This is a genomic window from Anthropogastromicrobium aceti, from assembly GCF_020687335.1.
Classification (GTDB): Bacteria; Bacillota; Clostridia; order Lachnospirales; family Lachnospiraceae; genus Anthropogastromicrobium; species Anthropogastromicrobium aceti.
On the sequence record NZ_JAJEQN010000024.1, the window covers coordinates 1 to 13156 of the forward strand.

12 protein-coding genes are annotated in these 13156 nt (G+C 36.3%); all 12 read right to left on the reverse strand.

Annotation, left to right across the window (positions count from 1 at the left end):
- Positions 1–185: 185 nt before the first annotated feature.
- The 12 genes from LKD48_RS09905 to LKD48_RS09960 all read right to left on the reverse strand — a co-directional run bounded on the left by LKD48_RS09905 (position 186) and on the right by LKD48_RS09960 (position 12318).
- Positions 186–440 (reverse strand): hypothetical protein, encoded by a 255-nt coding sequence (locus LKD48_RS09905; RefSeq protein ID WP_308731918.1) that lies wholly within the window; start codon positions 438–440, stop codon positions 186–188.
- Positions 441–699: 259 nt separating this feature from the next.
- On the reverse strand, positions 700–2142 hold the full coding sequence (locus tag LKD48_RS09910; RefSeq protein WP_308731919.1) for an ATP-binding protein: 1443 nt from the start codon (positions 2140–2142) through the stop codon (positions 700–702).
- A 122-nt stretch (positions 2143–2264) separates the two neighbouring features.
- Positions 2265–2909, reverse strand: a complete 645-nt coding sequence (locus LKD48_RS09915) for an ATP-binding cassette domain-containing protein (protein ID WP_308731920.1) — start codon at positions 2907–2909, stop codon at positions 2265–2267.
- A 33-nt stretch (positions 2910–2942) separates the two neighbouring features.
- Positions 2943–3848, reverse strand: a complete 906-nt coding sequence (locus LKD48_RS09920; protein ID WP_308731921.1) for a hypothetical protein — start codon at positions 3846–3848, stop codon at positions 2943–2945.
- Positions 3835–4626 (reverse strand): hypothetical protein, encoded by a 792-nt coding sequence (locus LKD48_RS09925; RefSeq protein WP_308731922.1) that lies wholly within the window; start codon positions 4624–4626, stop codon positions 3835–3837. The genes LKD48_RS09920 and LKD48_RS09925 overlap by 14 nt, the downstream gene beginning before the upstream one ends.
- Positions 4627–4640: 14 nt before the next feature.
- On the reverse strand, positions 4641–5834 hold the full coding sequence (locus tag LKD48_RS09930; protein ID WP_308731923.1) for a hypothetical protein: 1194 nt from the start codon (positions 5832–5834) through the stop codon (positions 4641–4643).
- 71 nt (positions 5835–5905) lie between these two features.
- Positions 5906–6304 carry a hypothetical protein gene (locus tag LKD48_RS09935; RefSeq protein WP_308731924.1) on the reverse strand — a complete coding sequence of 133 codons (399 nt, stop codon included), beginning with the start codon at positions 6302–6304 and terminating at the stop codon, positions 5906–5908.
- A 450-nt stretch (positions 6305–6754) separates the two neighbouring features.
- Positions 6755–7420 carry a hypothetical protein gene (locus tag LKD48_RS09940; RefSeq protein ID WP_308731925.1) on the reverse strand — a complete coding sequence of 222 codons (666 nt, stop codon included), beginning with the start codon at positions 7418–7420 and terminating at the stop codon, positions 6755–6757.
- 955 nt (positions 7421–8375) lie between these two features.
- On the reverse strand, positions 8376–9002 hold the full coding sequence (locus tag LKD48_RS09945) for a hypothetical protein (RefSeq protein ID WP_308731926.1): 627 nt from the start codon (positions 9000–9002) through the stop codon (positions 8376–8378).
- A 9-nt stretch (positions 9003–9011) separates the two neighbouring features.
- Positions 9012–9830, reverse strand: a complete 819-nt coding sequence (locus tag LKD48_RS09950) for an ATP-binding cassette domain-containing protein (protein ID WP_308731927.1) — start codon at positions 9828–9830, stop codon at positions 9012–9014.
- Positions 9820–11859 carry a hypothetical protein gene (locus LKD48_RS09955; protein WP_308731928.1) on the reverse strand — a complete coding sequence of 680 codons (2040 nt, stop codon included), beginning with the start codon at positions 11857–11859 and terminating at the stop codon, positions 9820–9822. Before LKD48_RS09955 ends, LKD48_RS09950 begins: the two co-directional genes overlap by 11 nt.
- 90 nt (positions 11860–11949) lie before the next feature.
- Positions 11950–12318, reverse strand: coding sequence for a hypothetical protein (locus LKD48_RS09960; protein WP_308731929.1), 369 nt, complete (start codon positions 12316–12318; stop codon positions 11950–11952).
- Positions 12319–13156: the final 838 nt, after the last annotated feature.

Genomic DNA, 13156 nt, shown 5'->3' on the forward strand with positions numbered 1-13156 from the left:
TGAGAAAGTAGTACACGACGTATGAAATCCCATCAGCATAAATCCTGAATACTGTGGCTATATTTCAGTCTATAGGGCTGGATGACGCTACAAGAATCTAAGGAATCCCACGGTTTTAACCGTGGGAGTATGTCAAATAACGATAACCGCTTACGATACCGTACAGACTGTAAATCTTGCTATAATCATTTACAAAAGTCAGGAATCAGCTCGCCCTTTGTATTCATGGAAAGAAGTCCATCGATACAGTTTGTGAGAACCTGCAATTCCTTTGCGTTCTGCGCATTCTGTACGCAGAATGTCTCCATCTCATTCACAGCAGTCTGATAAGTATAATAGGAAGTTAACCCCTCTGTCTCATCAGCCATTGCCGTGATCGGTGTCATCGATGCTGTCATCGCCGCTGCAAGCGCCAATGCAAGTGCTTTGTTTTTTCTCATAATCTGCTCCTTTCGCTGCCCAAGGGCTGCCCTTTACTGCCTAATTACAAAAAAGAGCAAAGGAAATCAAGGTCTTGTGTAATCACCATTGATTATCCTTTGCTTTTATTTTTTTGTTATCTAGCTGTTTTTTATTATATTATTCAACGTTTTAGTTGTCAAGCACTTTTTCACTTTAGTTTAATAAAACTGTGAAGTGGTATTACAGTTCACATAGCTAGTCTACAAAAGCCGTAAACTGTAACAAAGTGATGATTTTTCATCTTACATATACAGACTCATGCTTTGTCTTGTAATACATTGCCCTCGACACCTTATTTTTCTCCAGATATCCATTTTGCACAAGATTTTCCAGAACCTTTTTTCGCAGATATGAAGAATCTCTCACACCGAGATAAGCTGCTATCTCCGAAACCTTGCGTGCGCGATAATAGCAAAATGACAACACCTTCTCGTCAAAATCTGTGCCTTCTGGAACTGGTGCAAATTCAATAGTTGGAATTGCGCTTTCCTCTATGCCATCAACATATGTTAAGTCTGGCAGCACTAGTGTAAAATGATCAGATGCTGAAGAAATAAACGGCCGATGCTTCTCGTCTGCATCTTTATAATCCTCCACAATCTTATCAAATCCTGTTCCTGCTGCTTCCATCACATTGCAGGACACTAACACAGAACAAATTAGTTCGTTTCTTCTCTTTGAAATAATTCCAGATAAATCGTATGTTTTTCCTAGCTTTTCTCCCCTGTAAAAACCTCCTGGAGACGAAATTTCCAAACGATCCCTAAACAAATCTACTTGAATCTGAGTCCCATCAAGAAAATAATCACGGTGAGCTACAGCATTGATAATTCCCTCAAACAATGCCCTCTGTGGATATGCATCAATATTTTTTCTGCCATCCTTTTGTTTTATCACTGAATGATTCATTCGCTGTAAAACAAATTCTGTCATATATTTAATTGAAGAAATAAGATCTCCCTGAAAACGGTTAATGGTTACAATCCGCTCACTGCCTTTTGTAAATCCTGAAAAAACAGAACACTGTACTTGTGTTTTTCTTCCATCATATCCATCTTGAAACAGTACAGCGCCATTTGCTAAAAAACCATTCTCATCATAAAAGCCCATAGAGCGAAGTGCCTTTTCGGCAATTTCCTTTCCATTATTATGCTCGGAATAAAACTCATGCAAAATGTGAAACTTATCTGCCTCATATTTCTCATCAGATGCTAAAACATCGTATTGTGTATTTTTGCTTTTCACACTCATCTCTATAATTTCCTCGTAGGTTGCACCATTTGTAAAGCCATCCCTTCGCATGAAAATAGATGGAATATTTTTATATTTTAATATGACTGGCTTTACAACTGACTCTGGAATATTTACCCGAATCACAAAGCGCTCATTTCCTTTTACTTCATACGAAAGGAAGGAAATCTTCATCTGCGGTCTAGGTGACAGATGTTCATTCACCTGATTATTGAAATAATTACGCTCATTGTCAGCCTCAGTGCGGCTAAATCCAATCAATTTATTAGTCTTATCCTCTACGCCAATATAAAATTCTCCACCTAGTGCATTCGCAAAACCTGCAATACTTTTCAGCCATCCTACTACATCTTCTCTATTTAGTCTGCTTTTACATTCAAATTTATCATTTTCTAGCTGTACGTTTCCAATAAGCTCTTCCAAATACATGCGTTCACCTCCAAAATAGCATCAAGCTTGTTTTAAAACTTCAATGTCATTTCAATTTTACTTCAAAGTCACTTCAAAGTCAACTTCAATATCACTTCAAACAAGCTTCAATCTACTTTGAACTACTTTTCTGCGATCTGGTGATCGATCATCTTTCCCTTGTCAAAATGGAAAATCTCATTGCAAAGGACACGGATGTCCTCGCTGCTGTGGCTGGCGACAACGATTAGCTTTCCCTCTTCTCTTTGCTTTAGAAGAATCTGGTACATTTCCTGCACGCCATCGTTATCTAAGCCTGACAATGGCTCGTCCAAAAGAAGAATATCTGGGTGCTCCATTAGTGCCTGCGCTAGTCCAAGGCGCTGACGCATACCGAGCGAATATTTTCCTACATGCTTCTTACTCTCTGGGTCAAGTCCAACAAGACGAATCGCATTTTTAATATCTTCATCGGAAATCTTATGACGAATTGATGCAAGCATTTTTAAATTGCGAAAACCGGAATAGCCAGGCAAAAATCCTGGATTTTCAATAATGGCTCCAATATTATCTGGCGCATCAATATCTTTTCCAAGTACTTTACCATCAATTGTGATGGTTCCCGATGTGGGCGAAACGAAACCCAAAATATGCTTCATCAGCATCGTTTTTCCTGATCCATTTCGTCCAACAAGGCCATAAATTTTTCCTTTTTCCAGCGTCATGCTAATATGAGATAAAACTTCCACACCATCAAAGCTCTTTGTCAAATCTTTTATTTCGATCATTCTACGTCCTCACTTTCTCTTTTTGATCACTCATTATTGTTCATTGTTTCCCTGCAAATCTGTGATCATGATTCGTTTGCTCTGGTAATAGATTGCCACAAAAGATGCCAACAACAAAATTACATACAGAGCTGAAACTGCTGGAATCGTGAGTGCCCGATGTGCCTGTACAGAATCTAGTGACTCTACACTTGTCCAGCAGACAGGCGAAAAATATTGCAGCCAATAATTTTTAGGCCATGCAAGCCACATCAATATCGGATCAAGAAAAACAATGATTCCTGTCACAGCCAATCCCCACAATATATTTTTGCTGATCAAGCTAACCAAATACAAAATCATACCAAGCAGTGTAAAGGAAGCCCATGCCGTCAGAAACGTATAAAGTGTTGCTCCACTTGGATATAGATATTTTACAACTATAATTGGAATAACCGTTGGATATAATTGAGCTAATTGCTCTTTACTCATCTGTGAGGTTCCATAAATAAGATCCGCTGCTGCTCCATCCCAACTGTCCCTCAAGGAAAGAATTGGAACGGCTACCAGTGCTGCGCAAACTGTAATAAATGCGATGTAAACAAGTGAAACTGCTGCTATGTACAGACAAGTACCAATGCACCAACCAGAGCGTTTGCTCCTCATGATTGCATATGGTGTAATCGGATAATAAAATGGTGCATCACAGAGTAACAAAATAAGCCCAATATGAAAGTACATTTTCGGTGTTCCTATTGAAATCTCCGTACTTCCAAATAGTAACGGAAGAAGAAGTGGTGTAGATACTACACCATTATCTAGTCCGTACTGCAAAACAGGTTTCAATGTATTAAAAACAATAAGTGCAGTAAATAAAAGAATAAATTTTACTCTAAAGTCCCGTCTCCAACAATTAAAATTAATGGAAGTAACTGCCATTGAACGTTTAAATAAGCCCATGTTTTTTCCTCCATTCTAGTCTTCTCGCAAAGAAAAATGCACAAAAAGCATATATGGTCAGCGGATACAGCATCCCCCATAAAAACATAATTCTATGAGATACTGTACTTCCCCAAGTTGATGACATAGAAATCAATCCGAGTATACTAAATATACTTCTACTCGGAATATAAGAGACTGCCACATAAAATACCAGTCCACATGTTCCTACTGCCACAAACAAATTTGCCTGATATACCGATAGCAACAAACCAATACCACTACATGCCACTGTAATAACACCAAACTGAAGTGCCATCATAATTAGATAAAAAACTGGATGTCGTACTGCAAAGGCTCCGTAAAAGAATCCTTCCACATAACTTCCTACTAATGGCATCCCTCCGAAAAGACAAAGAATACTATAGAGTCCAAAAGATACTAACATTCCTAAAATAATCGCCAAGCAGTTAACTGCAAACCTCGTTAATGTATATGATGTAATTGTTGTTCTTGTAAAAATAGACCGAATATATCGACTTTGCATATCACTACAATAACTTCCCGTATAGAGTCCGCCTAGCAAAAACACTACTACTATTTTAAATTTATCAAATGCTAAACTTTTTGCTAGTGTATCAACTGGTCCGCTATATCCTGGAACATCCCCCCATCTCGTATACATTTTTAAATCATCCCATGTTGAAATAATCAATACTATCAACACACCAAGCACAACCGCGCAAAATTTTTTGCAGAAAATACTTCTTTTCAAATCCATGCGAAAACAATTTGACATATCGTTACCTCACTCTAATCTTGTTTCCAATAATCAGCCACAAACCCACTTACTGCATCAATCCATAATGATCCAGAGTCTCTGATTTTTGTATTTTCATCTGCATTTTTCAATACATAATCTACTTTCCATGAAGGAATTGCACACAACTGATCTGTTCCTGCATATTGCATTGCATACACTAACGAAACCGCATCAATTTGTATGTCATCCTGTGTACGTACTCCTAATGTTTGTGCTACCTGAGACACCGCTGCTTCCTTGCTAATCAATTCACTGATTTTTGATACAGCAGTTTGTTGGCAAGGAACATGTCCTGTTATTAATACAATTTTATCTATATATGGAACATAGACAATTTCTAATCCTGCATCATGTGAATCTAACAACATTCCATTTAATTTTGATCGATAATACACTACCATGGCTTCATGCTCTTTTTTCCATGGCAATCCGCGCCCAGTTGCACTATGTAACTGATCATCCATTTTTTCTGCTTCTTCATCTTTTCCTTCATCTCGTAGTTCTTCCACCTGACCTTTTGTCACAATATCAAACCCTTCACCTGGCGCACTGATACTATCAGCAAACACTTCATTAACCTTTTCTATTGCATCCAATGTAAAAGCATATACTGTAATATCACAATCACTTCCATATCCACATGCCTGTGCGTATTTACTACAAGCTTCTATTGCCTGTTCTTTTGAACATATATCTAAACTTTCATTTGGACATAACTGTCTAAACGAATTTCCCATTCCATTTGTAAGATATCCTAATGAATTTATAATAGCATCATAACAATCTCCCGCACCATCTGTCACGTCATTATAGCTGATAATACCTGATGTTATACCAGTGTATACAATTGTCTTTCCACCTATTTCATAGTAATATTCGCCAAGTGAATGCTTCGGCTTATATTTTTCCGCTTCTTCTATTGTTGAGGTTTCCATAAATACCTGTGCAAAAAGATTCAGATCAATATTTTTATATACAACACTCAATGTCTCAGCACTTGTCTGCGCACTTTCATTTTGAACTTGACTCATATCTTCATCGTTCTGATTCATTTCTGATTGAGTTTTTTCAGGTTCCGTTGGAATACTAATATCAACATTCCTTTTAAATCTACATCCGCCCAATGTTCCCAACAAACTGCATACAACTACCATTGTTAAAATTTTCTTTTTCTTATTTTTCATCGGACTCCTCCTACGAAATATCACCCTAGAGAAACCTTCTAGGGTGATACTCTTAATACTTTGCTTATTTTTTAGCCGTTCGGATTCCATTTTCCCCAAACTGTATAATTAGCTTCTGATTGTGCTGCATTAATTCGTAATACGCAATTACCTGAATACTGATAATATCCTGACTTATATGGATTTGATTTTCTACTTCTATCTCCATTTGAAATAACAAAAGCTCCCTGAGTCATCTGTACTCCATTATCTGCTCTTGTAACTAAATAGTTTGTAGAAAGTTCATTATGATTGCTTCCTGTTACTCCAATATAAGCATGATCCGCATTTGCAACCTTATTAACCGTAGATGCATTATACCCTACATTTGTATAATACACAGGTTGCCAAAAATTTGTTGCTGCAAACGCAGTTCCCGTCGTTGCCATTGTCAGCATAGCCAAAGCAGCTGCTAAGCCTCTCTTTTTCATAGAAGCCTCCTTCTAGGCTTTCGCCTTTGTGATATATTTTACACAACTGATCCCCCCTACTTACCTTCGGCGCCTTTATATATGCAAGTAGAAAACAATCAATGTATAATCAAAAAAAGATTCGTAACATCTTGTTATTATACTAACGCAATGTTACGAATCTGTCAATTAACATTTATATATTTTTTCTTACATTTTCCTTAAGGCACCTATTTGGCTTCATCCTTTTACTATACCACAAGTGACCCGTCCTCTGTTTTCTCACAAATATATGTATCATCTCTGTAGTACAGTGTACTCATGCAACCGCACTTTTACACTAATCCCCCAGTTTTAACCGTAGGAGTATGTCAATTATGAGTTAATGCTAAGATTACAATACTCAAAAGTATAACTATCACTACAAATATCAATACGATTATGCCTGCTGTTTTAATAAACCTCATATGATCACCAAGCATTTCCTGTACCAACACCAGCGCCATTGCAACTCATAGAAATATAGAATGTTCGTGGGGTTACACCTATAATATTATCTCCAATTTTTGCTCCAACATAGGCTGTAAATGCTGCTGAAGCATAGAATCTGCCATTACTAACATAGGCATCAAGAGAGGTCCTCTCAAAGCCACTAAGTGGAACCCAGTTTTTCACAATATAGGCATTTTTATATTCAACAGTTTTTACAGTTGTACCAGAACGTGTAAACCGACCTTCTAATCTAATTGTTACGAAAGTTATTCCAAACAATTGGAAGTCTGCATCATAATAAACACCCAATTGAGATGTGCGTGCTATAGATGGAGTAGTTACGATTGGCTCAGAAAGTTTTACATCAAGTGTCCCTCCATTAGATAAAACATCAAGAATCGTCTGTTGTTTCTCAGGAGAGAGTGTTTTAAATTGAGATAAAAATTCACTGTATTCATTACCAAATGACTCTAAATATTTAATGTAGGCTTCAGGAGAAATAAATGGATTAGATGTATTTTCCTGAGAGACGCTTTCAGGCTGAGCTACCGCTAACGCATCTGAGGCAAATGTAGTAATTGACAATGAGAGAAACATAGCAAGCGAAATAATAAGGGATAAAATTTTTTTCATAATAACCTCCATTCCGCCGCCTTCAGCTGGCGGCACAAATAGTAATGAAAGTATTTCAACTCTCTCCGTTATGCTGTAAAATAGTTTGCAAGCAACTACACTACAAAACACGGGAGGGAGAGTTGTAATAACTTTCTTCCTTTTAGACAACATAAAATCAATGTAAGTTCTGCTCTTTCAAGCACAAATGCGTATTATCTTGAATCTGTATACTAAGAATTATTTAAGTACCTTAGTTAAATTTGATCCCCACTACTTACCTCTGGCGCCTTGTACATTGCAAGTAAAAAACAACTCATGTATGCTTAAAAAGATTCGTAACATCTTGTTATTATGCTAACATAATGTTACGAATCTGTCAAGCAGTAATCTTGTTATTTTTTATAATTTCTTCTTATCTTTTCATTTTTTCTTGTCTGTTTTTCCCACTCCCGTCTTCCGTCGTAGTACTATGAAATTTCCGACGTTTCGATTCACAAACATATATTCTGTGTGATCCAAATACTCTAAAAAGCTTGATTTTGCTAGAAAATTTGATGCCCTCTTAGAAAATCTTTTTTATTGAAAAAATTTTCTGCATGTTGTATTATCATAGTACTGCATAGTACTCTGTAAAAGAGGAATATATAGAGTACTATTTTACGACAGAACAAAAAGAAAAGGGCACTATTTACAGATGTATGAGAGTTAATTGGATAAAGAAAACAGCCTCGTTCAAGGTCTCCGATAACCGTGGCGTTGGACCCTGCATCCTCGTCATGCATATGGCTTTTTACATGCTGATTAACAGTTGAGTACTAGGTTTTGAGAGAAACGACGAAAGTCAAGTATAATATCATATCCCCTAAAATCTTACAAGCATACAAATACGTTTCTTTGCACTTTTTTCAATACATCGGGGGATTCCAGCGTCAGCCTTCCAGAAAAACTATTAATATAATTTATATATTCCATTTTTCTTTGTGTTTTATCGACACCCTATGTATACAATCATCGCTAATGAACAGCTTTTCAGTGCATGACCAATATACCATTGATCTGAAAGAAAAATCGGTATTTCCGCACACAAAATGCTAAGGAAGGCTGGCATTACTTTTCCAAATAGGAAACAAAAACAGATCACGCAGATGCCTACTGCTAATGCAGTTTCCACCGAGTGTCCTATTACAATCACCACACTCATCAGTAATCTTATTTCTATCATTTCCAACAAAAAAATACCGATACTATTCGCATACTCATTATTTGCCTGCTGTATAATAAGCCACATTGGCAGACAAAATATGACATACCATGCAAAAGAAAATAGATTCCATCCAATAAGCAAACGCTTTCGATACACAAAACTGCTTTCCCGCCCTCTTAAATGGAAATACACAAAAAAATCTGTTGCAAAAAACAGTACTGATAGAATCGCAGACTCATATTGAATCATGAAAAAAGCCATTCGTAAATGCTCTTCAGATGCATTTCCTCCAGTAAGAAGTTTTGAACTGATAATCGCGAACAACACAAAAGCCATTGTTGCAAAATAAAAGATTTTCCATTTACGTACTTGAAGGATCTTTGCATGCCAATAAAAATAAATTCTCATTTCTACCTCTCAAAACTTCTTAATATATGCAAAATATCCATCTTCTAGCGTTGCTTTTTGCAAAACTCCCTCATCTGGTTTTACATCTGAAAGGACTCTTATTAAGCTTTCTGCACCATTCGTCTCTGCATTCATAACAAAACAATGCTCATTTTGAATATTTTTCGACGCAGGAATCAAGTATACTTTTCCCTGTGCATATCGAATAATGTCGTTTTTATCAGAATCAACCAAGATACGTCCATTATTCATTATGATAATTTGAGAACAGATATCTCGGATATCTTCCGTCTGGTGAGTCGATATCATTATCGTACTTTTACCTTGCAATGAAGTAATCACCTGATTGAAGCGAAGCCTCTCCTCCAAATCCAGTCCAACCGTAGGCTCATCAAGCAGCAGTAGTCTGGGCGAACCCAGCAGTGCCTGCGCGATTCCCACTCTTCGAATCATTCCTCCAGATAATTTTTTACACCGAATCTCTTTTTGATCAGTAAGATGAACCAATTTCAATACCGAATTTATCTGTTCTTTTTCTTCCCTAACTGAAATATTCTTTAAAAAGCAAAAATATTGCAGTTGCTCATACACCGTAACATCTGGAAAACAGCCAAAACGCTGTGGCACATATCCTATACTTTCTTTATTTAAATCTTGCGAAATACTTCCAGAAGTGGGTTTTAGTACTCCCGCTAACATTCGTATCAACGTTGTTTTTCCTGCGCCATTCGGACCAAGAAGTGCATATGTTTTACAATCCAATGACAAATCCACCTCATCCACTACACTTTTCTTGCCATATTTTTTTGTTAATCCTCTAATTTCCATTTAACACTCCATTCTGCAAATATTCTATGAACTCACTATCATTTTGGTAAGCACTTTGATTTATTGCATACCCTGTAAGCATTTGCATCAATTCGAGTTCTTTTTTCTGATTTATATACGAATTACATATTGATTCAAGTGTCTCTAATTCCACAGACAATCTCTCATCTTCCTGTGTCAGAATATTCTTCCACATAGAAAGTGTATTTGAAAAATCAATCACTGAATCTGACGGATTTTGATATAGCGAAATATGATTTAGTATCACGTCTGCCAATTTTGTTCTATGAGCATTCTCCTGTGCTAGGTAATAAAACAAATTTCTTGCAGAAAAATATCCAGCTGAGCATAGAATATAATCATCAAAAATGGCTATGTTATTATTTGAAAAGTTGCGTCCCAAATCTTCTGTCGAATAGATAATCTTCATTCCTCCAAAATCCAGCTGCTCATTTTGAAAATACTGCTTAAATATCTCTATTTCTCGTTTTATATTCTCATTTTCCTGCTCAATATATTTTTGCTCTGTCTGCCCCTTATAAAGGTTCAAAGGCAGATAATCAATCAAACTTGGCATATTATCTGAGACATTTTGCTGTGTCTCTACTGAAACAAGATTTCCTGTCATAAGTGTAATACTATCTGCTTTGTCAGAATAATAGCCATCTCGCGTTTTATTCAAATTTGTAACTGCTTCTTTATTCACTTTCAAATAAACCGTTGTCTCTCGAATTCGATTATACGGATTATACCCATATGCGCCGCTATCATCATAAGTAAAAATCTCATGTCTGCCCGGCATCGGATACCATGCAAACCATCCCGGCAAAAGACATGCCTCTGAATTTGAATAAAATCTACTGCTATGCCCATGATAGCTTATATACACTATTAACTCTGAAACAGTCTTCTCTGTATTCAGCACAAGTTCATCGCCATTTTGTATCCAACTAATTGAAACAGACTCATCATTAGCATATACCGAATCAACCCGATATCCTCTATAAAGAGTAAAGAGGAAATTATCAATCGGAGTCTCTGCACAAATACGCATATTCAAATCGACTGACACTTCTCTCTTTAGTTTCACATCCAACTGATATTCCGTTACTGTAAAATTGACATCAGAGGAATCAGCGCATGTTTTGTTTCCGTTATCTGATTCATTGTTTGAATCTGCATAAATTGTTCTATCATAAAAAATACCATTCCAATTTGCATTCAACCGATATGCAGAAAATGGAATAAAGGATATCACAAGCATGCTACATGCAAATATCAAACCTATATACCACAAACTTTTCCTTGTAAAACGAGCGAGCAGTATGAATACAATTGACACTAGCCAAAATATTTGCAATTCAATGCGAAATGTTTCCGTCTGAAGACCATACATTGAATCAGGTGCCCATTCTCCATTTTGGTATAAAATCAAAAACGGGTGCCTTATTATTTCCCATATTTTTTCGATTTTTAATCCTGTAGAAGATACCCACACAATCTGCTCTGCAAATGGGCTAATCATAAACAAAAAGAAAATCAAACAAAAAAACGCGGCATATTGTCGTGAAGAAATCACTACTGCAATCGTAAGTCCTGCGCAAATCAGCTGTGGAAATACTACATTAATGAAGTAGCTTTTCCAAAACCAAGCACAAAAAAATGAAGTTCCATCATTTTTCAAGGAGCAAAAAAGCAAAATTCCCACTACACATACATTCCAAACTACATATACAATCAATAGGAAAGTCGATGCACTCATCTCATACGAATAATATTTACCTGCATATGAATCTGAAACTTCACGAACCGACGCATTTACCGCTCTTGAAACAAACCCAAACGTGATGCACACCCAGACAAAGCAAGTATAAAATTCAAACCGACACAATGTATGAAGTACTTCAAATGCTGTCATTCCCAAAATCGAAAAAAAAATGCAGAAACCTAGTGATATTAAAAATAATGCAACAGTAATAAATATTATGCTTTTTTGTCGAAAAAAATGCTTTGCTACGATATTATTCATATAAACATACTCCTTTATATATTACAATAAGAGAGACAATTCACACCATCTGTCAAACTGTCTCTCTTATTTTTAGTCTGTTTAATATTCCTACTTAGCTTCTACATATGCGCTTCCATCACACAAACCATTTCCTACAAGTTTCACATAAAAACTAGAATTCTTATCCTGTGGCTCGTAATGCGTGACAGAATCCCCTGGCTGTAACGACGCTGAATATTCCAATGTATACGGCCATCCTACCCAACATGCATATGCACGAACATCCAAAGCACCTGATGAAGTTGATTTGTTCAATGCAAAGTATTTTGCTGAAGTTGATACTCCTACAGCTTCTGACTGTACAGACGACTGTCCTTTACTAATAGTTACATATGAATATGTAGATGCTGCCTTAACAGAAACAGTCGCTATGAGTGCTCCGCATAACACTCCATAAAATAGTTTTTCTCTTGCCATAAATCAAATTCTCCTTTCTATATTCTTCCGATTTTTTATACTATATATTGTACACTTTGTTTGTATACTTGTCAATATTATTTTTTGTGTATTTTTTATCAAAGCAGTCATTTATTGCGCTCTTTTTTGTTTTTTTTGTCATTTTTAATTCAAGTGTGATATCGTATTTATGTGCACTATGCACTACACAAACCGCATAAACCGGCAAGTTCATTCCGTTGATAAAATAGTCGGAGCAGTTTAATTCAGTGTAGACAGCAAATCAAAAAGGCTATTCAACATTTCTTCGTATTGCTCGGTGCAGCACTTTTCGAAACGTTCCCGTCTTCCGTAGTAGTACTATGAAATTTCCGACGTTTTGATTCACAAACATATATTCTGTGTGATCCAAATACTCTAAAAAGCTTGATTTTGCTAGAAAATTTGATACCCTATCAGAAAAATTTTTATCAAAAAAATTTTCTGCATGTTGTATGATCATAGTACTCTGTAAAAGAGAAACATATAGAGTACTATTTTACGACAGAACAAAAAGAAAAGGGCATTATTTACAGATGTATGAGAGTTAATTGGATAAAGAAAACAGCCTCGTTCAAGGTCTCCGACAACCGTGGCGTTGGACTCTGCATCCTCGTCATGCGTATGGCTTTTTACATGCTGATTAACAGTTGAGTACTAGGTTTTGAGAGAAACAACGGAAGTCAAGTACTAACATAATGTTACGAATCTGTCAAGCAGTAATCTTGTTATTTTTTATAATTTCTTCTTATCTTTTCATTTTTTCTTGTCTGTTTTTCCCACTCAAGCTGTATATCCATTCTATGTACCCTTCGCAATA